Source organism: Mycobacterium sp. 050128 (assembly GCF_036409155.1).
GTDB lineage: Bacteria > Actinomycetota > Actinomycetes > Mycobacteriales > Mycobacteriaceae > Mycobacterium.
In genome coordinates this window covers 1-22,406 of the sequence record NZ_JAZGLW010000007.1, presented here as the reverse complement: position 1 = coordinate 22,406, position 22,406 = coordinate 1, and the positions used below count along the sequence as shown (strand labels likewise).

The following is a 22,406-nucleotide window of genomic DNA, read 5'->3' as shown; positions in this document are numbered from 1 at the left end:
GGCGTGCCCGGGCTGTTCAGGGGTGGGGGCTTAGCTCGACTGGCCAAGGCGCTGCGAGATCTGCGCCGCGAGGGTCGCGGCCGTATCGCCGGGGTTCTCGCTGCAGGTCGTTATGTCGATGACGACGTTGCGTTTGGCGGTAAGGGCGCGCTGGCATAGCGTGCTGCTGTTCTGCAGGGCGGTGCTCGCGGTGAGGGTGTCGCCGCGCTGGGCGACGTCCCTGACGGTCCACGTCATCGGCTTGTCGTTCTTGGGGGTCAACACAATTGGGTTCGCGCGGCAACCCTGCCAGGTGCCTGCTTGCTGGTTGACGAACGCTGTGGCCGCGGATTGCGTCGAGAACGTCGTCACCCCGTTGAAGACGGTGTGCACCAGGTTTTTATTTTGATCGCGCAGGGCCTGCACGAGCGTGGTGCGCGGCGCGAAACGGGAGTAGGCCACGCTGGATACGGGCACGACGAGACCTGCGCACTCGGGCGGGTTGGGTTGGTCGTTGAACATGCCCGACCCAGACAGCCTGTCGATGGCCTCAAGCCGTACTCCACCCATGACCTGGCCGACGGTAGCGACGTCGGGAAGCAGTGTGGGCAGAGTCTCATCGTCGACGAGCGAGCCGGTATTTCCTGGCGCCGGCGCCGCAACGGTGGTCTGCGGCGCGAGAGACGACGTGACCGGAGGGGCGGGGACCGGGACACCGCTAGCTGCGGTGGTGGCCGATCCGTTGTGGTCGGCCAAGCCCGCCATCGCGACGGTCGCGGTGATGACGGTGGCCACCGTGGCAACCCCCGCCGCGCCAACCAGCCACCACTGCGTCTTGCGCTTGGCGGCGTTGACCGGCGGCATCGGCCAGCCACTGGGGCCGGGCCAGGTGTTCGGTGGGCCCCAGGGGCCGGCGGCAGGCGGCACGATCGCCGGTATGGGGCGGCTAAAAGCGGGCGGCGCGGCGGGCGATCCCCATAGCTGGCCGGGGCGACCTGCGGTGCTGATGCCCGGGTGGGGGGCAAAAGCTGGGGCTGCCGGCTCGCACGGTCGTTGATAGGGCGTGCCGTATCCGGGGTAGCCGCGGTGCTGGTGCGAAGGGATGGTCTGAGTCATGGTCTGGACTCCTTACCGTAGGACCCGCTCTAATACGTGCCCTTGATGCAACGTATTCAACCACAAGAGTCGTAGCGCATGCCAGCGGAATCGTAGCGACATGGAATGATGACGTAGCAGGGGCGAAATAGCAGTTCAGAGTCGTATAGCTGCTTGGATAGCGCAGTGGGATTGGAGTATGTGTGCTCTGCATAGCCCGAAATCATGGGCTGTAGATGAAGCGCTAGGGCCGACTAGACGCAGCGTGATGCTGTCCTAGTGGCGAATAAACACGCTGCAGCGGCCGGCACGGACCATAGGCCGGCCAGTTCCTCGTTGCAGGCTGGCCTCAATCAGCGGCGTTATCGTCGCGCCACGTAACGGGAGATTCGCCGTCGCCGCATCGCAGCGTCTCGGCTGGCCCGACGTCCACATCCGATGGTGGTAGTGCGGGCAGAAGTTAGCGGCGGGTGAGCACGGCAAGTGCACCTGAGAGCGCGGCTGCGGTGTTGGCGTCCAACGGCACTTCGGCCTCGGCGGCGGCGACGGCCTCGACCGGCACGTCGGCTGCGTAGGCGGTTTCTTCGACGGTCAGTTCCGCGCGATATCTGGCCGCATACAGCCGTTGACCCAACGTGGCGCCGGGCGCGCGGGCGGCCCGCAGCATGAGGTCCTTGTAGCACCTGCGGACCGAGCTCAACCCCAGCGCGACTTCGGGAGCTCCCTTGGCGGTGTGTGCGGCATTGGCTGCCACAGACTCGAGTGTGCGCAAATCGGCCAAGATAGTTGCGGCGCGGGCGCTAAAGCCGGGATCGGTGACGTCTTGCGGCAGTGCGGTGATCGCTGAGTTGATCGTCGTCAGCGCAACTTCTACGGCCTGGGCCATCAATGGCGCGCGCACCGTATTGGTCAGCACCTCGGTGCGCTCGGTGTCGTCGATGTTGGCGCCGCGGCGAATCCGTTCGATGGTGCCGTGCGGCCATTGCAGCGCGTCTTCGATTCTGGCCAGGGTGGCTCTGCGTGGCCAACGCCGCCCCTTCTCGAAGTCAATGAGGGCGCCCGCGTTGACGATTCCCTCGCGGGCCATGAAACGCTGGGTCAGCTTGAGTTCCTCGCGGCGAGCGGCCACCGCGGCGCCGGCGCGTGCTACCCCCGGGTCGGTGACCAGGGTCTGTTCAGGGTCGTACCCGTCATCGTCGTCGTCGGGCTCTGCCTGATTCGCGGCGGCAAAGCCGAAGGCCACCGTGATGCCCTGGGGATGTCCGAGCTGGATGGTCATGCCCTCGCGGATGGCAAAGGTGGACTGGCGGATGCCGTTGATGAAGGTGCCGTTGCTGCTTTGGTCGGCTCCGATCCACCCGCCAGGGGTGTGGTCGATGCGCAGGTGGGTGCGCGAGATGCGGTCATCGCTGATAGTGACCTGAGCCGGAAATTCACGGCCGATCACGATTGGCGCTTCGCGGGGACTCAGGGTGTACGTCTGATTCTCTGCTTTAATCACCAACGCCGGGTGGGCGCGGATGGGCTCCACAGCTAGCGGTGGCTGTGACGTGTTTCGGGCGGTCTCCATGTGGTCACTCCAACATTGCGCGTCGCTGCTACTGCTACGTAAACGCTACCACGACTGCGATAATAGATATCGCACCATGCTGTACTTTACTGCGCGCATTGCCGAACAGCTACCGCTCTCCTTTGCGCGCAAGGCTGGGACTCAGCGGATCACGATCAGTGCGGCGGACGGCTGCAGCGAGTACGTCGCTTGCGTGTGCTCCGATTGCTGGGCGCATCATGCAACGTTTGTTACGTGTGCGGCGTCCGAGGCGGCGTAGCGCCGCGCTGGCGTCACGCCTCGATTCGGCCGTTGATGGCCGCGGCGATCGCCGTCGCCTGGTCGTCAGGAGCGAACCCGCAGGCCGCGACGTCGGCGACGACGTTGTTACGCGCGTTCAGCGCATGCTGGCAGCGCCAACCGCCACCGCCCTCTTGGATCATCTGGGCTGTGAGGATGCCAGTTTGGAACTTGACCGCATTGATGACGTAGGTCTCGGGGCCATCCTCGTAGTTGGCCGTGGCCGGTTTGCCCTGGCACTTGGACCAACTGTTGTGTTGTGTGGTGACGAAATCGGCGGCGGCCTGTGCCGTGGGAAAGCTGACCACGCCTTGAATGACGACGTGCTTCCACTGCGCGGTCCCGCTCTCGTGCAGCAGCTGCCCTTGCATGGCGATCCAGCCGCTGCCCTGATACGCCGCTTGCTCGATCGGGTGGTAGGTGCCCAGGCAGTCGGGGGTGTCGGATTTGGGATCGTCCATACGATTCACCGTCTGCTGCAGGGCCATCGCGGGGCTGCCGACAATCGCGTTGAGGGCAGCCGGGTCGGACAGCAACCCGGGCAGCGCAGTGACCGGCACGATCGGGGCGGGCGCCGGCGTGGTCGTCGACGGTGATGGGGTGGCGGCCACAGGTGTCGTCGTGGCGCCGGCGCTACTCGACTGGCCGGTGTCGCCGGCCGTCAACGCCACTGCCGTAGCTGCGATGACCAGCGTCGCGGCTGTCGCAGCAGCAGTGATCGCCCAGGTGCGGCGAGTGTTGCGCCGCCGACCGGGAATCGGGTACTGCGCGGGGGCCCATCCGGCGGGCGGGAACTGCGGGCCGCCGGGCCACGGGTGCGGTCCTGCTGCCGGCATAGGGGCAGGGGTGCGGAACAGCGGTGCACGACGCGGGTCGACGACCAGGGTGACTTCGTCCTGGGGCGCGCGGCGTGGGCCGGTGACCACGGTGACCTCGTCTTCGGGCCGTGCGGTCGGCGCGGGGCGCCGCTGCGGCGTGGCCACCGGCGCCGAAGGGGCATGCGGGGCTGCGAGTCCTAGGTGGTAGTGCTGCAGTGACATTTCGGCGACCTCCGTGTCCGAGCTGATGCTACGTATACAACCATATCAACACGTAGCATCGCAATATGTTCAGATTTTTGTACGAGCGGGTGAGGTCGGCACACCTGCGCCAACGCAATAGAGCACCTTGAACAGTCGATATAGCGCGATATGGCATACGCTGCGCGGGGTCGATCGTGAGTGAATCTGCAGACAATCGGCGGCGATGATGCTGGTGCGTCACGCGGAGAGCCGTAGCTTACTGCTGTATTTATGCGGCTATACGGAGCAGGCCAAGGCCCCGATAGCGGTCAGAAACAGGCAGAACCCGCCGGCCATCACCAATGCTTGAACACGTGGCCACTATCGCTAGCACTACCGACCCGCTGGAGCATCCAGCAACCACACATGGAGGGTCAGTCGCCCACTAGGCGGTACTGGGCCGAGAGTTGTTGCTGTGCCTTATCTAGTTGTCGGGCAATGGTTTTGATGGTGTAGCGACCGGCGCTAGCTAAGCACCAGTAGCGCGGGACCAGACCGTTAGAGCCGGCCACGCGGGTGCAGTGGCTTTGGGGCATCCCCGGCGCTGAGGCGGCGTCTTGAGCTCCCGGTGTGGCAGCGGCGGCATCGGCCAGCGTGCTGGCCAGGGCTTGCGCGGCGGTTGGGTCTTTCGCCTGATAGAGGGTGTCCAGATTGATCGACACGTCGTCGACGCCGGCTGCAGTCAACGCAGGCCCGGTGTGGACCGGATCCTCATCCAGATGCAGGGCCCCGACCGGGGGATAGGCACCCGAGGTGGGGGTGGCCTGGTCGGCGGGCAGCGGCAGAGTCTTGGCGATTAATCCAGTGGGATCTTGTGGCAGCGTGGGGAATTGGCGCGGATCGGTCGGGGTGAAGGTGTCGATCAACGGCAGCTGAAGATCTAGGGTGCGGGCCGCCCCGAATATTTGGTGCTGGGCGTCGACGGTGTCAAGAGTGCGCCGCCAGTTTTAACACCTGGTGATTGTGTAGATCTGCGATGTAGATGTTGCCTGCGGTGTCGACGGCAACACCGGCGGGGTCGTACTGTCCAGCGGACAGTACGACCTCCTGGGAGGTTGCCCCCGCCGCTAGTTTGAGCACCCGGCTGTTGCCCCGGTCGGCGACGTAGACATCTCCTGCTTTGTCGGCGGCGATTCCCCTGGGGCCATTGAGTCCGGTGAATGGCAACATGCTTTGGGCACCGGATCCGTTAGCCAGCTTGAGGATTCGGTTGTTGCCGCTGTCGCTGACGTATACATTGCCTGCGCCGTCGACCGCGACTCCCTTGGGGAATTTGACATCAGTGAGCGGGAGCACGGTTGGTGCAGTGGCGCCTGCTGGCAGTTTCAGCACGCGTGGGGTGCGGACGTGTGATTCGGCGATGTAGACGTTGCCTGAGCCGTCCACCGCGACGCCGTTGGGGTCGGCGAGGTCGGCAAGCGACAGCACGGTCGGCGTCGTGGACCCGGCGGCCAGTTTGAGTACCCGATCATTGTGGCCGTCAACGACGTAGATATCACCGGCGGGTCCCACGGCGATGGCCACCGGATCCAGGCCGACACCGTTGGGATTTTCAGGGCTGGGGATATCGAACGGTATCGCGACCTGGGTGGTCGAACCCGGGGCCAGTTTGCGTACTTGGCCGCCGAGTTCGTCGGCAACATAGACCTCGCCGGTGCTGCCGACCGCCACGCCGTTGGGGCCCTTGAGGTCGGTAAACGGCAGCACTGTCACAGGTTCGTTGTCGTGATCCTTGATGAAAGCCGAAATGCCCAGGGCTGCAACGATGACGGCAACGAGCACGGTTGTGCCGACGATGAGGCCGATCTTGGTGCGTCGGTTAGTGTGCATGCGTAGATCGCGATTCGGTCGTGCTGGGCATCGCGGGACGATGCTGACGTACCCACGTTTGGGCCGCCATTTGAGTGGCATCCCACGGCGATCCGAGCGGGGGCGTGTAGGAGAGGTCGAGTTCGCTGAGGCGGTCGACGGTCATCGTATGGAACAGTGCGGTGGCGTAAGTGTCGACGCGCTTGGCGATTTCAGCGCTACGGTGTCCCACTAGTTGAGCACCTAGCAGGAGACCGCTTTGCTCATCGCCGGTGATGCGGATGTGGATGGGCGTGGCACCCGGGTAGTAGGCCTTGTGGTCGTCGGGACTCGATTGGCTAGTTGCAGGCACCCAGCCGCGATTTGCGGCGACGACTTCGTGTTCGCGAAGACCCGTGCGGGCGGCAACAAGGTCGAAGACCTTGACGACCTGGGTTCCGAGACTGCCCGCGAAGCGGGCATCACCGCCGAGCGCATTCTCGCCCGCTACGCGACCTTGCTTGTGAGCCGTGGTGCCCAGCGGGAGCCAGGTGATGCCAAGGAGTCGGTGGTGGGTGTGTACACAGTCGCCGGCCGCGAAGACGTCGGACAGGTTGGTTCGCATGGCTTCGTCGACGACGATGGCGCCTTTGACGCCGAGGTCTGCGCCGGCATCGGCGGCAAGTTCGGTGTCTGGGCGAACGCCGACGACGACCAGAATGAAATCGACTGTGCGCGAGACAGGTCGGCCGTCGTGGTCGGCGGTAATGGTGAGTCCGCCAGTATCGCTTCGACTAATCGCGGTGACGGCGGTATTGGTCAGGACTTCGACGCCGTTACGTTCGAGTTCGGCGTGCACTAGGGCGCCGAGTTCCGGATCGACGGTGGGCAAGACCTCCGGCAACGCTTCGATCTGCGAGACGCGGATGCCGCGCGAGGTAAGGGCTTCGGCCATTTCGAGGCCGATATAGCCGGCGCCTACGATCGCGGCGGTCGTGGGCTGGCGTTCTTGTAGCGAATCCATGACGGCGAAGGTGTCACCCATGGAGTGCAGCAAGTGCACGCCATCGGCGGGGCCCAACGCGTCGGGGCCGCTGAGGCCCCGGATGGGCGGCCGGACGCTTATCGCGCCGGTCCCCACGATCAGAGCGTCGTAGGGCAATTGCCGCGGCATACCCGTGGAGTCCAGTAGGTCGAGTGTGTGCTCCTCGACATTGATGCCGGTGGCGCGGGTGTCGGTGAGTACCCGCATGCCGGTGGCGGCCAGGTCGGCGGCGGTGCGATGGGCCAAGTTGGTCCAGTGCGTGACTTCACCGGAGACGTAGTACGGGATCCCGCAGATGGAGAAGTTGGGATAGGCGTCGGCGACGACCACGGTGACATTGGATTCGGGGTCGAGTTCGCGGGCTCGAAGTGCCGCGCTGATGCCGGCATCACTGCCGCCGACGGCGACGATATGACGGTGAGTCATGAAGGATCGGCTCCTGCCGTTTAAGTAGTTGTCACGGAGATGCTGCGGCACTTCGATTTTCGATCATGATCATCTGGTCGGCATTCAGCGGATGGCGTTGGCGGCCTTGAGCACTCTTTCCTGGAACTGGCCGGGCAATGCGAAGTATCCGAAGTCCTCCAGGTCGGCTTGCCCAGGGCCAAGGGTGGACTGCAGGAACGCCCGCACCGCCAGCCCGGTCTGTGCGTCAGCGTATTTGGAGCAGACCAGTTCATAGGTCGCCAACATGATTGGGTAGACCCCGGGCCCGACTGGTTTGTAGACCAACGACATATCTAGCACCAGGTCGTTGCCTTGGCCCGTGATGCTGGTACCAGCGATGGCCTTGCCGACCGAGTTCGCGTCGATGGCCACCGAATCCGGTCCGGCGGAGGTCACGATCCTGGCGGCGAACAATCGCTGCGCTTGAGCGAACGACCATTCGTTGTAGCTAATCGCGCCTTCGGTGTGCTTGACCAGCTCCGACGTACCTTCATTACCTTTGGCACCCTGCCCGACCCCACCGCTGAACACTTTGCCGGTTCCCTTGCCCCATGCCCCGCCCGAAGCGGCGTCAAGATAGCGCTGGAAATTGTCGGTTGTTCCCGACGCGTCACTGCGGAATACCACGTGAATGGGCTCCGAAGGCATCCTGTCGTTGAGCGCCTTGATTGCCGGATCATCCCACCGGGTGATCGTCCCATTGAAGATCTTTGCCAGCGTGGGGCCGTCGAGCACAAGCCTGTCAACGACATCGAGGTTGTACGTGATGGCCAACGGACCAAACACCACCGGCAGATCCCAGGCGTCCGAACCGCACCGCTGCCTGGCCATGTCGTACTCGCCCCCGGCCAGCGGTGAGTCCGACCCACCGAAATCGGTCACACCTGAGATGAATTCGCTCACCCCGGCGCCCGAGCCGTTGGACGTGTAGGTGAGCGTTTGTCCGTGGCAAGCGTTTTCGTAGGCCTTGATGAACCGGGTCATGGCGTTTGCTTGCGCGCTGGAGCCGCTGGCCTTCAACGCCTGCTTGCCACTGCACTCCACAACCACTGAGGTGGCGTATGACGGCGCGACTTTGTCTTTAGCGCACCCGGCGACCACCAGCGACATAGCAGCCAGCAAGCTCATGGCGGCAAAAAGCTTAGGTGAAGATCGCATCGTGGTTAGCCTCCAGACTATTAGTGGAATACGCTGCGACGGAATGTATTTAGCGCGGCCTCAAGGTTGGGGCCACATGATCGATGCGAACGGTCAATTCATCGACGACCCGGTCGAAGTCGCCCGTCCGGCCGGTACGCACCGGGTCGGGAATGGACCAATGCAGGCGCCGGCTGTCCGCGGGCAGTTCCTCATGCGCACTATCGCAGACGGCGATGATCACGTCGCTAGGCTTGACAACCTCGTCTAGATGGCGCGGGACCTGGGGCTGCATCAACAGCTTGTGACGCCTTGCCGCGGCAACTGCCGACGGGTGTATTTTCTTGGCGGGACGAGTCCCGGCCGATGTTGCGGGCAGTGAACTACGGCGATTCCATACAGCAACGGCCAATTGGCTGCGCGCCGAGTTCTGGGTACACACAAACACCACCCGCTTGGCACGCCGGGACGTTGAGGGCAGCAACAAGTCCAGCGACTCAGGAATGAGCTGCAGATAGCTGCGACGTCGATCCCCCTCCGAGCGGACACGGCGCACGATGCCTGCACCCTCCAGAACTCCAAGATGGTGCGCGATCAGGCTAGATGACATCTCCAGCACGGCTTGGAGCTCGGACGGTGACGAGTCCGCAAGCATCAATCGATCGACGATCACTAGCCGCCCCGGGTCCGCCAAAGCGGCGTGGACCTGAACTCGGCGAAGCGCATCCTTAGATAGCTCAATCATAATTAAGTCAATAATTACTGAGTGACCGACGATAGGTCAAGATAGGGATGATGATTGGCGGATCTCGCCATCGGCTCTTGCGCTTCACCCCGTCACCTGTTAACCCACTGTTTGCTTGATCGCGGATTCGACAGCGATCAATATCGAACCGTGTCGAAGTCGCGGTTGCCCGTGAGCGATCAGCAGAGCTGTGGCCTACTCGACGGCGAACGCCGTGCTTCATGGGTGTATCACCGAGTTAATCAGGCCGCGCCGCAGCATCTCTCAGAGGTGCTGGGGCCCGATGGCTCAACTCGGCAGCACGATGACCACTGCTCATTCTTGTCTCGGCGGCCTTGTGATTACACCGGCAGCTGACATGGCCGCAACATTCGAAACACGTTTGAGTGGAGGATCGATGATCACGAAAGCCCTCACGAGTGCGGCCAATGCCGCACTTCTCGTCAGTGCCGTAGTTGCATGCGGAAGCACCAACAATGTAGGCCAAAACACCACCCAGGCCGCGCAGGCCGGCCAGATCTGCGGCCAAAACTTCGCCACCACACCCGACTATCGTCTGCCCATCAAGAAACTGGACGGAGCCGCGAACACGTTGTCGGGAGCGGGCTCTACATTTGTGGCCCCGGTGATGTCGATATGGACGAAGGACTACAGCACCACCGACGGCGTCCAAGTCGCTTACCAATCAATCGGATCCGGTGGGGGCGTTCAGCAAATTAGCGCAGCCACAGTCGATTTCGGCGCGTCAGACACGCCGATGAAAGACAGCGAACTCGCCGCGGCGAAGGGCGGGCCCATCCTGCACATCCCGCTGGTGCTCGGTGCCGTCGTCCCCGCCTACAACGTCAAAGGCGTGGACAGCGGCCTGAAGTTCGACGGCGAAACCCTGGGCAAGATCTTCGCCGGGAAAATCACCAAATGGAACGACGACGCCCTCAAGGCGCTTAATCCCGGAATCAACCTTCCCGACGAACCCATCGCGGTCGCACACCGTTCCGACGGATCCGGCACCACCGCGGTATGGACCGATTACCTCACCAAGGAAAGCCCGACTTGGGTCCGTGCCCTGGGCGGATCCGACAAAAGCTTCGGCAAGGAAGTCGCGTGGCATGTCGGAATCGGCGGGAAGGGCAACGAAGGCGTGTCAGGTGTTGTCAATCAGACCGAAGGCGGTCTGGGCTACGTAGAACTGGCCTACGCCATCCAACAGAACCTCAGATATGGCCAAGTGAAGAACAAGGCCGGCAACTTCATTCAGGCGTGCACCGCCACCATCACCCAGGGCACCGTAGGCACGATTTACCCTCCGGATCTGCGCGCCAGCTTCACCGACGGTGCTGACCCGAATGCGTACCCGATCACGGGAACGACGTATGCGTTGGTGTACGTCAACCAACCTGATGCCGCCAAAGGCAAGGCGGTGGTCAACTTCTTCGCTTGGGTGCTGTCCAACGGCCAGGACGAGGTAGCGCGGGTCAACTACGCGCCGCTCGGAAAAGATCTGCAGGAGAGGGCCGTTGAACGGCTGAAAATGATCACGATTGCCGGAGCACCGCTGGGCTAATGACACGGGCGTGCAGCGCTGAAGAAGGTGGAGCGGCCCGTGCGACGAAGGCCTTCCTCCCCGATCGGCCCGTCAAACGCCACCTCCACTTCTCTGCGCGAAATCACCGAGGCGATGCGACGTTCCGATCGCTGACGGCGGGCGCTGCCGTCTTCGTGATGCTGACCCTGGCGGGGACCGCGCTCTACCTGATCTTTCAGGCCTGGCCGGCACTTACTCACTACGGCCCATTGGGATTTCTGACGTCCGACCGGTGGGCGCCGTCAGAGGCAACCCTTGAATCCAGAAACCCCAATCCGTACGGGATCTTGCAATTTGTCGTCGGAACGCTGGTGACTTCGGCCATCGCGCTGCTCATCGCCGTTCCCGTATCAATTGCGCTGGGGCTCTACATCACAGATGTGGCTCCCAAACGGATGCGTCGATCGTTGTCGTCGCTAGTCGATCTGCTTGCCGCGATCCCCAGCGTCGTCTATGGATTCTGGGGCGTGTTCGCCTTGCTGCCTGTGATCACACCGATCGGCACCACACTGAGCCGGCTATCAGTGCTCCCCGTGATCGGCAGCATCTTCCGTGGTCCGTTCTTCGGCTACTCGGTGTTCTCGGCCAGCATCGTCCTAGCAATCATGGTCCTTCCGATCGTGACCGCCATCTGCCGCGAGGTATTTGCTACGGCCCCCGTGGCCGAAAAGGAGGCGGCACTCGGGCTCGGAGCCACCCGATGGGAAATGCTGCGACTCGCCGTGATTCCCCGCTCCCGCGCCGGCATCACCGGCGCCGCCATCTTGGGTCTCGGCCGCGCCTTCGGCGAAACCATCGCCGTCACGATGCTGATCGGCAACAACGTCTTGTCGCTCCCCAAAAGCATTCTCTCCCAAGGAGCTACCATGCCCAGCGTCATCGCCAACGAATTCACCGAGGCCAACCAGCCCTACCACCTCGACTCGCTGTTCGTCGTCGCCAGCGCGCTGCTGGCAGTGTCACTGTTGGTCAACTTCATCGGCAAGTGGGTCGTCAGCCGCGCGGGTGAACACATCGCATGATGGTCACCGCACCAACGCTCAGCATCGAAGCCGCACGTACCGGGCGCCGGCGCAAGTTCACGAACTGGGCGATGACCGCTCTTCTGACCGCCACGATGGCCGCCACCATCGCCGTATTGCTATGGGTCCTAGGCTATGTCGCCGCCGAAGGACTGAAGTACCTAGGGCCCGAATTTCTCACTCAAACTCCTCCGGGCAACCCTGCTCAGCCGGGGGGTGGATTCGTCAACGGCATCATCGGCAGCATCATCATCGTGGGGATCGCGACCGTGCTGTCGATTCCGATCGGACTCGCCGCCGCCATCTACTTCGTCGAATACGGCGGCCGCCTGGCGAGGTATGCGCGGTTCGTGACCGATGTGATGGTCGGGATCCCAACAATCGTCACCGGTGCGTTCGTATACGCAGTCTGGGTAGTGCATTTCGGCTTTTCTGGCATCGCCGGTGGGATCGCCCTGGCCCTGATCATGCTCCCGCTGATCATCCGATCGGTTGAGGAAATGCTACGGCTCGTGCCCAACGAGATTCGAGAGGCATCACTTGCGCTCGGAGTCACCCGGGCGCGCACGATTGTCGCGGTGGTTCTGCCCACTGCCAGCTCGGGCATCATTACCGGCATCATGCTCGCCGTCGCACGAGCAATGGGCGAGACGGCCCCACTCCTGTTGACGGCGTTGGGCAACGATTTGTTCACGGAACTCAACCCGGACAAACGGATGTCGACCTTGTCGCTACAGATATTCGGCAACGCCATCACTGGCTTCAAAGCGGCTCAAGCGCGGGCCTGGGCCGGCGCCCTGACGCTTGTCGCGTTGGTGCTTCTGTTCACCCTGGCGGCTCGGCTCATCGCTCGCCGTTCCACAATCAGCCAGGGACGCTGAGAACCGCAAAACCCTACAACGCCAAAGCTATTGGCGTTCACGACGTCAGCTACAGCAATTCGGGTCGAGAACCGCGCAGAGGGCTGCCATCGCATCTCGATGAGGGCGGTGGTAGACGCTCATGCCGCGGCGATCCGATTCCACCAACCCCGCCGTACGGAGTTGGCTGAGATGGTGGCTGACGGTCGACTCGCTCAATTTGAGAACAGTTGCGAGATCACGTGTGTTCTCCTCGCGAGCAGACGAATTGAACAGCAGCGACATGATTTTGACCCGAGTGGGGTCGGCCAACGCCTTGAGTCGCAGAGCTACCCGTAACGCATCGTCATCGCTCATCGGCCCAGCGGCCAGCGGCGAGCAACATACCGGCGCGGCAATGTCGATCACGGGCAGTGTTCTTGGCATCCCACCATTCTGCCACAGGGATTTGACATATATCAAAAAGGTGGCAAGCTGGGGACGTCAGACGGTTTCGATACATGTCTCACACCTATGGAGGTTCACTCTCATGTCGCGCGTCCAACTCGCCCTCAACGTCGACAACCTCGACGAGGCAATCTTGTTCTACTCCAAGCTCTTCAACATCCAGCCTGCGAAACGCAAGCCGGGGTACGCCAATTTCGCCGTCGCTGAGCCCCCGCTGAAGCTCGTGCTCCTGGAGAACCCGGGGCAAGGCGGCACCCTCAACCACCTCGGCGTCGAGGTCCAGTCCAGCGATACGGTGCATGAGGAGATCGCCCGCCTGCAGGGTGAGGGAATGTTCACCGACGAGGAAATCGGAACGACGTGCTGCTTCGCCACCCAAGACAAGGTCTGGGTTACCGGACCGGGTGGCGAGAAGTGGGAGGTTTATACCGTGCTAGCCGATTCCGACACTTTCGGCACCAGCCCACAGCATTCGGATGGCGGCACTGCCGAAGGTGGGGTTTGCTGCGGCGGCGCATCCTCCGAGGAGACGGAGCAGGCGGCCCGCACGACGTCGTGCTGCTGATCAGTCAGATCGCGTGCGCGAACGGTTGCGCATCTGTCAGTGAGGGTGCGCAACTGTCTTGCACGGTCGAATCGGTGCACTTGCTCAGGCCATTTCGATCCAGGTTGCGGCGACAACCCCGACCACGCCATGTCTGAAAAAGTTCAGACGCAGTCCAATCCGACGAACGAGCGCGGTCTGCGTTGGACGCTAATTGCCTTGTGCCTGACCCAGATTACGAGTTGGGGCGTTTTGTACTACGCCTTTTCGGTGTTATCGGTCCGGATTTCTGCGCGAACTGGTTGGTCCCCTCCAGCAGTCACCGCGGCGTTCTCAGGTGGATTGGTCACCTCGGCACTCGTCGGCGTCATCGTGGGCAGATGGTTGGATCGACATGGCCCGCGTGGCGTTATGACCGCCGGCGCCGTGGCCGGCCCACTTGCAGTGGTGGGCGTTGCGCTGGCTCCGACGTTTCCGTGGTTCGTGGCCGCATGGATAGCGGCAGGAGTGGCCATGGCCGCCGTGCTGTATCCGCCCGCGTTCGCGGCGTTGACACGCTGGTTCGGCCCCCGCCACGTTGGCGCCCTGACAATTCTGACGCTTGTGGCGGGGCTGTCGAGCACGGTGTTTGCGCCACTGACCGCCGCCCTGGCCGATCGACTTGATTGGCGCACAACCTATCTCGCCCTCGCGGCGCTACTGGCGGCCGTGACCATTCCGGCGCACTTCTTTGGCCTTCGCCACCCATGGCCGGCCGCGCCCGGGCTGCACATCAGCGAACCACCCAGCCGAATCACGCGGAGTCGCCCGTTCGTTGCACTGGCAGTCGCGCTCACCGTAGCTGTGTTGGCCTCCTACTCGGTCATCGTCAACCTCGTGCCGCTGATGACCGAGCACGGTATCGACGCGCGCATGTCAGCCACGGCGCTCGGCCTGGGCGGCATCGGACAAGTGTTCGGCCGACTCGGTTACCGAACGCTGATCGCCCGCTTCGGCATACGGGCGCGAGTGGCATCGATTCTGGCAGGAGTGGCGGTGACGACAGCACTACTCGGAATTTTCAGCTCGGTGGTGCCGCTGATCGTGATGGCGATTCTCGCCGGATTCGTGCGGGGCATCATGACCCTGCTACAAGCGACTGCCGTCACCGAACGTTGGGGTCATACCCACTACGGACATCTGAACGGCGTCCTATCCGCCCCCGTCACCTTGGCCACCGCGACCAGTCCGTGGATCGGTGCCGCCCTGGCGAGCTGGTTCGGCGGATATGGCTTGATGTTCATAGCGCTTGGCGCTTTCGGAGCTCTTGGAGCCGTCATCGGCTTGGCCAGTGTTCCCGCTCGTTCCGATGACAGCGATGTTCCGCATCTGTCGCCGAGTGCTCACGCGGATTAAACTTGCGCGTGCGTCTGAGTCCATCGTCTGGCGCCGACGACCGCTCTTCACTACGCCCGGCGGGTTGCGTTTCAGTTCGATATCTATCAATATAGATGAGTGTCTAAATCACGGCTTCCGCTTCCAGACGCGTCCGTGTGCGCGTACGCGCCTTTAGTAACCGAGCCGCTCTCACCAGAGGCCGCCGCCGACATCGCGACCAAGCTGAAAGCACTGGCTGATCCGATCCGACTGCGCCTATTCAGCATGGTGGCCAGCCGCGCGGGCGGCGAGGCATGCGTGTGCGACGTATCTGAGGGATTCGACGTAACCCAGCCGACCATCTCGCATCACCTCAAGGTCCTCAAGGATGCGGGGCTATTGACCTCCGAACGCCGCGCCTCTTGGGTGTACTACGCAGTCGTCCCGGAGGCATTGACGAACTTGTCGACGGTACTCAGAGTTGACGTTTCCGCGGCGAAGGCGTCGGCATGACCACCACCCAGTCGCACGGTCATCCCGCCGTCGTCGAAAAGCTTTCGCTCCTGGACAGATTCCTGCCCGTCTGGATTGGCATCGCGATGGGCGCCGGCTTGTTGTTGGGCCGGCTCGTACCGGGGCTCAATACTGCTCTTGAGCGCGTCCAGGTCGACGGCATCTCGCTGCCCATCGCACTCGGCCTGTTGGTAATGATGTATCCGGTATTGGCCAAAGTCCGCTACGACAAGCTGGACTCGGTAACAGGCGACCGACGGTTACTGCTCAGCTCCCTGATTTTGAACTGGATACTCGGGCCCGCCGTGATGTTCGCCTTGGCGTGGCTTCTGCTACCCGATCTGCCCGAATACCGCACCGGATTGATCATCGTCGGCTTAGCGAGATGCATTGCGATGGTGATCATCTGGAACGACCTCGCCTGTGGAGACCGCGAGGCCGCTGCGGTGCTGGTTGCATTGAACTCGATCTTCCAGGTTGTGATGTTTGCAGTCCTGGGCTGGTTCTATCTGTCAGTCCTGCCGGGCTGGCTCGGCTTACCGCAGACCACAATCAGCACCTCCCCCTGGCAGATCGCCAAGTCGGTAGTGATATTTCTTGGTATCCCTCTACTGGCCGGGTACTTGTCGCGGCGTTTCGGTGAAAAGGCCAAGGGCCGAACCTGGTACGAAAACAGGTTTCTCACGGTTATCGGCCCTTGGGCCCTGTACGGCCTGCTATTCACTATCGTCATTCTCTTCGCCTTACAGGGCGATCAAATCACCAGCAGGCCATTCGATGTCGCCCGAATCGCTTTGCCGCTGCTGGCGTACTTCGCCATCATGTGGGGCGGTGGATACCTCTTGGGGGCGGCGCTCAACTTGGGCTATCAGCGCACAACCACGCTGGCTTTCACGGCTGCCGGCAACAACTTTGAACTCGCGATAGCTGTTGCAATCGCGACGTACGGGGCGACCTCCGGGCAAGCTCTCGCCGGAGTCGTCGGCCCTCTCATCGAAGTACCAGTGCTTGTCGGACTCGTCTACGTCTCTCTGGCGTTGCGGCGACGTTTCGCCGCGGATGCTTCGAACGCCGTGCCGGGCAGCGGAGCACACCATGACCGATAGCTCGCCGTCACCCAGTACAGACCAGCTCGGGCATCAATCAGGCGACCAGCAACTGGCCCCGAAGGACGTTACGGATCGGCTCCACGCCGAGTTCGGCGAGCACGTCGGCCGCGACGATATCGAGCGGTCGCTGCGCTCCTCTTGCGAACGATTCAACGGTCGCGCCATCGATGCGAAATCGCTAACCGCGCGAGCGGAACGGTGGACGCGCCAACGCCTCGCGGCACGCGTGCGTGTCAGCGGGCAACTCGTTGACACGCGCCCGACTGTCTTGTTCTTGTGCACGCATAACGCCGGACGCTCACAGATGGCTCTCGGATTCTTCAATCACCTCGCGGGCGACCAGGCAGTGGCGTGGTCGGGCGGATCTGAACCCGGCGATCAAGTTAATCCGTCTGCGGTGCAGGCCATGGCGGAAGTCGGTATCGATATCACCCGCGAGTTCCCCAAACCGTGGTCCGACGAAATCGTTCAGGCCGCAGATGTCGTCGTCAAGATGGGATGCGGCGACACGTGCCCCCTGTTTCCCGGCAAGCGTTACGAGGATTGGGAACTCGTGGATCCCGCCGGGCAAGGGGTCGAAGCCGTGCGTCCCATCCGCGATGACATCGAAGAGCGTGTTCGCCGACTGCTGTCCGAACTAGGCATACAGTCGCAGCGGTAATCAAGGAGCAGAGCCATGGATGAAGCTATGCCGCCCTCGGTGCTGTTCGTGTGCGTTAAGAACAGCGGGAAGTCGCAAATGGCGGCCGGCCTAATGCGCAAGCTCGCCGGTGACGCAGTTCTCGTCTACTCGGCCGGAACGAAGCCGGGCGAGGGCATCAACGCCCTGTCCGCCGAGTCGCTGGCCGAAATCGAAGTCGACATCTCCGGCGAAAGACCCAAACCCATCGATCCAAACCTCCTTCAGAATGTCGACTTCGTGATCACGATTGGGCGCGAAGCCAAGGTCCAGCGCGCGCCCGGGATTACCGTCGAGAATTGGGACACCGACGAACCCTCCGAGCGCGGAATCGACGGCATCGAACGAATGCGCCTCGTACGCGACGACATCGCGACACGTGTTGCCGATCTCTTCGGCCGCATCCGAGCCGACTCAACGTAGAGCCGCCGCCCCGATAACAGCTGACGATCGGCAGCGACTGGGTGTCCACTTTAGACCGCCCGGCACATGCCCAGCTGCGCCTGCACGCCCAATGCTGGGCATCGCTGCCAGCGAAAGTCTATGATGCGTTGGCCTCCTAGCGATCGCTGTCCCGATCTCTTCCTCAATTTGTGTGAGAGAGGCGCCGCCAAGCGCCAAATCGCCAAATCCATTTCCCGCCTTCACGTTCAGGAGCGATTGGGAGGCCTTCGGCGGATAGTTGACATCAAGCCCGATGGCGATCGTCGTGCACTTTTGCGCGAATGAGTCACCGCGGTGAGGGCCGTGCCCTGGGTCTGGCTAAGTCGAGGTCACGCCGCGGGCCCATCCCATACTTCGCGGCCGCGGCCGTTATCGCGGCCGTGGCATTGCTGGTGGTGGCGTGGGCGGTCCCGTCCAACCAGGCGGGGCTCGCGACATTGGCTTACCTCGTCGCGATCGTGGCCGTATTGGCTATCAGCGCAATGTTTCAACGCGTCAACCGGCACTCGCTCGACCCCGGGGCGCGGACGTGGCTGGACCATTCGATGATCTTCGTATTCATCGCCGCCAGCCACACACCCGTTCGCCTGGTTGGCCCTACCGCACCCCACAGAACATCTGGTCGTGGCCGCCAGTTGGGGCGCAGCGCCGACCGGAGTTGCGCTCACGCTGCTCTATCCGACCGCGCCGCGCTGGGTGGCGGCGCCGCTGTGCGTGATGGTCAGGTCGGCGTCGATCTGTTACACCGGCACGATCCTGCAGTACAGCGGCACGATCTTGTGAAGCACCGGCGCAGTAGCGCTAGTCATGTTGTTGGCCGGGGGCGCCTTCTACAGCCTCGGCGGGGTTCTCTATGCACTGCGGCCGACGGCGCTGCACCATCACGACATCTCCCACGCCTTCACCGTCCTCGCGGCGATGTGCCACTACATCGCTATGTGTTTCGCGGTGTTCTAGACAAATGAATCAGACGAGTCAGCGAACTTGCGAACTGCGCCAGTCCGACGGCGAGCAGCCGATCACACCGCCGTTTCGCTTGCGTGGGGAAAGCGGGCAAGCGATGCCGAGGAGACCTTCCGCCCCATATCAATATTCGTTAGCATATGAGGATGGGACAGTCTCCGTTGGATACTCGCGACCTCTTGTGCCTGGACCTGCGACATGCTGAGTCGATTCGAGCGTCGCTATCGTCCTTGGATCGAATTGAGGCCTTCGCGGCGCGCGCCCGAGCATTAAGTGACCCGACGCGACTCACGATTGCGACGGCCTTGCTGACGGGTGACGAATTGTGCGTGTGCGATGTGGCCTGGGTGGTGGGTCAGGCGCAGAACCTCGTGTCGCATCACTTGCGTCAGCTCAAAGTCGCCAAGCTGGTGTCCTCCCGCCGGTCCGGCCGACTCGTCATATACCGACTGACCGAACAGGGCCGGGAGCTCACCTCGGCTGTCATGACCCTCTCCGTGTCACCTGTGAAGGAGCGCAACGATGTCTGATGCGTGCTGTGGAAGCGACGAGGCTGACCAACCGCAGGCGGGGCCGGAAAAACTCTGGCAGGTTCGAGAATTGCACTGGGCGGCGCTGGCCGCCGTTCTGCTGGCGGCTGCCTGGTTGATCGAGGCGTTCGGGCGCACTTCGGTGGCCTCGGTGTTGGAATGCGCTTCAGCGGCGGCCGGTGCGGCGTCATTCGTGCCAGGTGCGTTGCGCGGATTGCGGCATGGCCGCATCGGCGTGGGGACGTTGATGACGATCGCCGCGGTGGGCGCGGTCGCGTTGGGCCAGTTTGCCGAGGCGGCGATGCTGGGTGTCTTGTTCTCCATCGCTGAGGGGCTTGAACACTACGCGGTGACACGGACCCGCCGCGGACTTCGCGCTCTGTTGTCGCTGGTGCCACCGACAGCCACAGTGGTGCGCGACGGCCGCGAAATCACCGTGGCCCCAGAGGATCTCGCGGTCGGCGAGAAGATGGTGCTACGTCCGGGGGAGCGGGCGGCCACCGACGGCATGATCACGGCCGGGCGTACCAGCCTCGACGCATCAGCCATCACCGGGGAGTCGGTGCCGATCGAGGCCGGCCCGGGCGACCAGCTACATGCCGGCGCCATTAACGGCAGCGGCGCCATCGAGGTCGAAGTGACCGCGGCCGCCAACGATAGCTCGCTGGCGCGGATCGTCCACATTGTCGAAGACGCTCAGGAACGCAAAGGCGCCGGCCAACGCCTCGCTGATCGGGTCGCTCGGCCTCTGGTGCCGGCGATCATGATCCTGGCAGTTGCCGTCGCTGTGTTTGGCGCACTGCTTGGTGATCCGCTGGTCTGGCTGCAGCGCGCCCTCGTTGTGTTGGTGGCCGCGTCGCCGTGCGCCTTGGCGATCGCCGTGCCCCTGACAGTGGTGGCCGCAATCGGCGCCGCGAGCCGGCAAGGCGCCCTCGTGAAAGGCGGGGCGGCGGTCGAAGCGCTGGGTCGAATACGCACCGTGGCGCTCGACAAGACGGGAACCCTAACCCGCAACAGGCCTGAAGTCATCAACACGATCACCGTCGGTGACAGCACCGATACCGAAGCTCTGCGGGTAGCGGCGGCATTGGAAGCCCGCAGCGAACATCCACTCGCGCAAGCGATTCTGGCCGCCATAGACACCAACATCCCGAGCGCCACCGGAGTCACCGCCGTCCCCGGGCACGGATTGACCGGCCAACTCGACGGGACGACGCTGCGGCTGGGCAAACCTGGTTGGATCGACTCAGGACCACTGCGCAGCGAGGTTGATCGGCTGCAAGGGGCCGGAGCAACCGTGGTGCTGCTCGAACGAGACGGCGCCCTTATGGCCGCAATCGCGGTGCGCGACGAACTACGACCAGAAGCCGCCGACGTCGTTACTGCGTTGCGCCGTAACGGGTTCGAGGTCGCCATGCTCACGGGCGACAACTCGCGCACCGCCCACGCCTTGGCTAGCGAGGCAGGTATCACTACGGTCCACGCCGACCTGCTGCCAGAGGACAAAGCCCGACTGCTGCCCGAATTGGCCCGCGGTAAGCCGATCGCCATGGTCGGCGACGGCATCAACGACGCGCCGGCGCTGGCTACTGCCGACATCGGCATCGCCATGGGCGCCATGGGTACCGACGTCGCGATCGAAACCGCCGATGTCGCGCTCATGGGGGCGGATTTGCGTCACCTTCCTCAGACCTTGTCTCACGCCCGCCGCGCTCGCCGGATCATGCTGCAGAACATCGTGCTGTCGCTGGTGATCATTACCGTCCTGATCCCGATTGCTGCGTTGGGCCTACTCGGATTGGCCGCAGTGGTGCTCATCCACGAAGCCGCGGAAGTGCTGGTCATCCTCAACGCCATCCGCGCCGCCAAAACGCAACCGTTGCCGGGCGTCGTCGCGGCGGCGTCCAAATTGACGTCGACACCCAATGTCAACATCGGTGCACCCCCACCGCTAAGTGATCCGTGCTGCGGGACACCCACTCAGGAATTGCCGGTTGGTGTTCAGACGCTCAGGCTCGCCCCAAGTGAGCCGGGATCGTGCTGCGGTGACGAGTGCGCGTGTTGTCACCCAAGCGCACCCGAGAAGAATTGAACGTGTCGGCGACTGGGTCCCGCACGAGGTTGCACTTGCTTGGTGGAGGGCCAATGCGGTGGGCCCCGCAGTGTGCAGCGGCCCGATGCGGTCTGCACCGGATAAGTGGGCGAGCTTAGCCGATTTTTGTCAGGGTAAAGGTGTCGCTCGGATCGCTCAGGCCGCAGGGTGCGGTGCTGTCCAAGAAGATCGCAACCCCGTTGAGCGTCAACGGGTCCCACCATTGATCCACGGTGACCGGATGCTGGCTGAGATCGTTGCCACAGATCGCGCCCTCCGGAATCGTCCGCTTCACGTCGTAACGACCATCAATCAGCGGGGCGTTGAACCCTTCACCGGGACCGGTCGTGACGTGGGCAACGCAGACCGGCTTGCATGTTGTGCTAATCGTCCACGTTCCGGTATCGCCATCCTCGTCGGCGTAGTGGTAGACACCGTTCATCTTTAGGTCATCGGCCGCGGCGAGCGGCTCAGCTTGGGATGCTGGTGGCGACAGCACGCTGGCAAGGAGTGTGGTCGCCGCAACGACTATGCCGATTTTCATAAATTCCGCTCTCGTGTGGAAAGATTCCTGCCTCGCGAGCAAGACGAGCCAAACGTATCCGCAAACTGGCTGGGATCCCGCCGTCTCGCTTCGGTGCATATCGAATTGAAAGACGGTGGTGCACAAGGCCGCTGAATTCTAAGAAATCGGCCAGTATCCGAGCCGGCTACCGTGTCGCATTCGAGCGAAATCAGCGCTGCCGAAAGAAACCCGGTCTGACCTGGGAGAACGCATCACGCTTACTGACTGGGGGTCATGTGGTTGCAGGTTCAAATGCTGTTGGCCCGACCGGTTGAACGTCGCCCTGAACTGCGGGTCGGCGTCCCGTTGAGGCATCCCATGATGTCGACCTGGAACCGCGGACTGCCACGAAGTTGCACCATGCGTTCAAGGCGAATGCGGGTAACGCCTGCATGTGCCTTGACGCCGCCGAGCGCGAACTGAAAATCAATCTCCGAATGAACGATCGGCCACCGACTAGCTGTAGGAGGACAGCACGTTGGTGACGCCGGTGGTGAGTCGTGATGCTGGTGGTTGGCCGTCGGCGGCAGAGTGTGGTCGATGGTAGTTGA

Annotated in this window: 22 protein-coding genes and 2 pseudogenes; 14 read left to right on the top strand and 10 right to left on the bottom strand. The window is 63.0% G+C overall.

What is annotated here, in order from left to right; all coding sequences use genetic code 11:
• Positions 1–30: 30 nt before the first annotated feature.
• From SKC41_RS28740 to SKC41_RS28705, 8 genes are all read right to left on the bottom strand, one after another.
• Positions 31–1,095: a sensor domain-containing protein gene (locus SKC41_RS28740; protein WP_330981104.1), complete on the bottom strand. Its 1,065-nt coding sequence runs from the start codon at positions 1,093–1,095 to the stop codon at positions 31–33.
• Between the two features lie 439 nt (positions 1,096–1,534).
• Positions 1,535–2,644 (bottom strand): FHA domain-containing protein, encoded by a 1,110-nt coding sequence (locus SKC41_RS28735; protein ID WP_330981103.1) that lies wholly within the window; start codon positions 2,642–2,644, stop codon positions 1,535–1,537.
• 272 nt (positions 2,645–2,916) lie between these two features.
• Complete coding sequence (locus SKC41_RS28730; RefSeq protein ID WP_330981102.1) at positions 2,917–3,963, bottom strand: sensor domain-containing protein; 1,047 nt, start codon at positions 3,961–3,963, stop codon at positions 2,917–2,919.
• 395 nt (positions 3,964–4,358) lie between these two features.
• On the bottom strand, positions 4,359–4,850 hold the full coding sequence (locus tag SKC41_RS28725) for a DUF7373 family lipoprotein (protein WP_330981101.1): 492 nt from the start codon (positions 4,848–4,850) through the stop codon (positions 4,359–4,361).
• A 61-nt stretch (positions 4,851–4,911) separates the two neighbouring features.
• Positions 4,912–5,814 (bottom strand): NHL repeat-containing protein, encoded by a 903-nt coding sequence (locus SKC41_RS28720; RefSeq protein ID WP_330981100.1) that lies wholly within the window; start codon positions 5,812–5,814, stop codon positions 4,912–4,914.
• A complete protein-coding gene (locus SKC41_RS28715) occupies positions 5,804–7,243 on the bottom strand; it encodes an FAD-dependent oxidoreductase (protein ID WP_330981099.1) in 1,440 nt (479 codons plus the stop codon). Before SKC41_RS28715 ends, SKC41_RS28720 begins: the two co-directional genes overlap by 11 nt.
• A gap of 84 nt (positions 7,244–7,327) precedes the next feature.
• Positions 7,328–8,422 (bottom strand): phosphate ABC transporter substrate-binding protein PstS, encoded by a 1,095-nt coding sequence (gene pstS, locus SKC41_RS28710; RefSeq protein WP_330981098.1) that lies wholly within the window; start codon positions 8,420–8,422, stop codon positions 7,328–7,330.
• Between the two features lie 49 nt (positions 8,423–8,471).
• On the bottom strand, positions 8,472–9,146 hold the full coding sequence (locus SKC41_RS28705) for an arsenate reductase/protein-tyrosine-phosphatase family protein (protein WP_330981097.1): 675 nt from the start codon (positions 9,144–9,146) through the stop codon (positions 8,472–8,474).
• A 283-nt stretch (positions 9,147–9,429) separates the two neighbouring features.
• Here SKC41_RS28705 and pstS (SKC41_RS28700) point away from each other — a divergent pair, with 283 nt between their 5' ends.
• Genes pstS (SKC41_RS28700) through pstA form a run of 3 tightly spaced genes read left to right on the top strand, consistent with a single transcriptional unit; the run spans position 9,430 to position 12,634 of the window.
• Complete coding sequence (pstS, locus tag SKC41_RS28700) at positions 9,430–10,710, top strand: phosphate ABC transporter substrate-binding protein PstS (protein ID WP_330981096.1); 1,281 nt, start codon at positions 9,430–9,432, stop codon at positions 10,708–10,710.
• The gene (gene pstC / locus SKC41_RS28695) at positions 10,710–11,753 is read left to right on the top strand and encodes a phosphate ABC transporter permease subunit PstC (RefSeq protein WP_330981095.1); all 1,044 of its coding nucleotides are present in this window, start codon (positions 10,710–10,712) and stop codon (positions 11,751–11,753) included. Before pstS (SKC41_RS28700) ends, pstC begins: the two co-directional genes overlap by 1 nt.
• Complete coding sequence (gene pstA, locus SKC41_RS28690) at positions 11,750–12,634, top strand: phosphate ABC transporter permease PstA (protein ID WP_330981094.1); 885 nt, start codon at positions 11,750–11,752, stop codon at positions 12,632–12,634. Before pstC ends, pstA begins: the two co-directional genes overlap by 4 nt.
• A gap of 45 nt (positions 12,635–12,679) precedes the next feature.
• Here the strand turns inward: pstA and SKC41_RS28685 are convergent, their stop codons facing one another.
• On the bottom strand, positions 12,680–13,039 hold the full coding sequence (locus tag SKC41_RS28685) for an Rv2640c family ArsR-like transcriptional regulator (RefSeq protein ID WP_330981093.1): 360 nt from the start codon (positions 13,037–13,039) through the stop codon (positions 12,680–12,682).
• Between the two features lie 103 nt (positions 13,040–13,142).
• Here SKC41_RS28685 and SKC41_RS28680 point away from each other — a divergent pair, with 103 nt between their 5' ends.
• From SKC41_RS28680 to SKC41_RS28635, 11 genes and pseudogenes are all read left to right on the top strand, one after another.
• On the top strand, positions 13,143–13,625 hold the full coding sequence (locus SKC41_RS28680; protein ID WP_330981092.1) for an ArsI/CadI family heavy metal resistance metalloenzyme: 483 nt from the start codon (positions 13,143–13,145) through the stop codon (positions 13,623–13,625).
• Positions 13,626–13,754: 129 nt separating this feature from the next.
• Complete coding sequence (locus SKC41_RS28675) at positions 13,755–14,999, top strand: MFS transporter (RefSeq protein WP_330981091.1); 1,245 nt, start codon at positions 13,755–13,757, stop codon at positions 14,997–14,999.
• 99 nt (positions 15,000–15,098) lie between these two features.
• Positions 15,099–15,473, top strand: coding sequence for a metalloregulator ArsR/SmtB family transcription factor (locus SKC41_RS28670; RefSeq protein ID WP_330981090.1), 375 nt, complete (start codon positions 15,099–15,101; stop codon positions 15,471–15,473).
• Positions 15,470–16,577, top strand: a pseudogene (gene arsB, locus SKC41_RS28665) (ACR3 family arsenite efflux transporter); the annotation flags it as partial. The gene SKC41_RS28670 and the pseudogene arsB, both read left to right, overlap by 4 nt.
• A gap of 54 nt (positions 16,578–16,631) precedes the next feature.
• Entirely contained in the window at positions 16,632–17,243 is a 612-nt protein-coding gene (locus SKC41_RS28660; RefSeq protein WP_442931862.1) for an arsenate reductase ArsC, read from the top strand.
• Positions 17,244–17,258: 15 nt separating this feature from the next.
• Positions 17,259–17,684: an arsenate-mycothiol transferase ArsC gene (locus SKC41_RS28655; protein WP_330981088.1), complete on the top strand. Its 426-nt coding sequence runs from the start codon at positions 17,259–17,261 to the stop codon at positions 17,682–17,684.
• 302 nt (positions 17,685–17,986) lie between these two features.
• Positions 17,987–18,289: pseudogene (locus tag SKC41_RS31950) on the top strand (hemolysin III family protein); the annotation flags it as partial.
• Between the two features lie 40 nt (positions 18,290–18,329).
• Positions 18,330–18,488 (top strand): hypothetical protein, encoded by a 159-nt coding sequence (locus SKC41_RS28650; RefSeq protein WP_330981087.1) that lies wholly within the window; start codon positions 18,330–18,332, stop codon positions 18,486–18,488.
• A gap of 24 nt (positions 18,489–18,512) precedes the next feature.
• Positions 18,513–18,662: a hemolysin III family protein gene (locus tag SKC41_RS28645; protein WP_330981086.1), complete on the top strand. Its 150-nt coding sequence runs from the start codon at positions 18,513–18,515 to the stop codon at positions 18,660–18,662.
• 152 nt (positions 18,663–18,814) lie between these two features.
• Positions 18,815–19,198: an ArsR/SmtB family transcription factor gene (locus SKC41_RS28640; protein WP_330981085.1), complete on the top strand. Its 384-nt coding sequence runs from the start codon at positions 18,815–18,817 to the stop codon at positions 19,196–19,198.
• Positions 19,191–21,290: a heavy metal translocating P-type ATPase gene (locus SKC41_RS28635; RefSeq protein ID WP_330981084.1), complete on the top strand. Its 2,100-nt coding sequence runs from the start codon at positions 19,191–19,193 to the stop codon at positions 21,288–21,290. Before SKC41_RS28640 ends, SKC41_RS28635 begins: the two co-directional genes overlap by 8 nt.
• A 115-nt stretch (positions 21,291–21,405) precedes the next feature.
• Here the strand turns inward: SKC41_RS28635 and SKC41_RS28630 are convergent, their stop codons facing one another.
• Positions 21,406–21,960, bottom strand: coding sequence for a hypothetical protein (locus SKC41_RS28630; protein WP_330981083.1), 555 nt, complete (start codon positions 21,958–21,960; stop codon positions 21,406–21,408).
• Between the last annotated feature and the right edge of the window lie 446 nt (positions 21,961–22,406).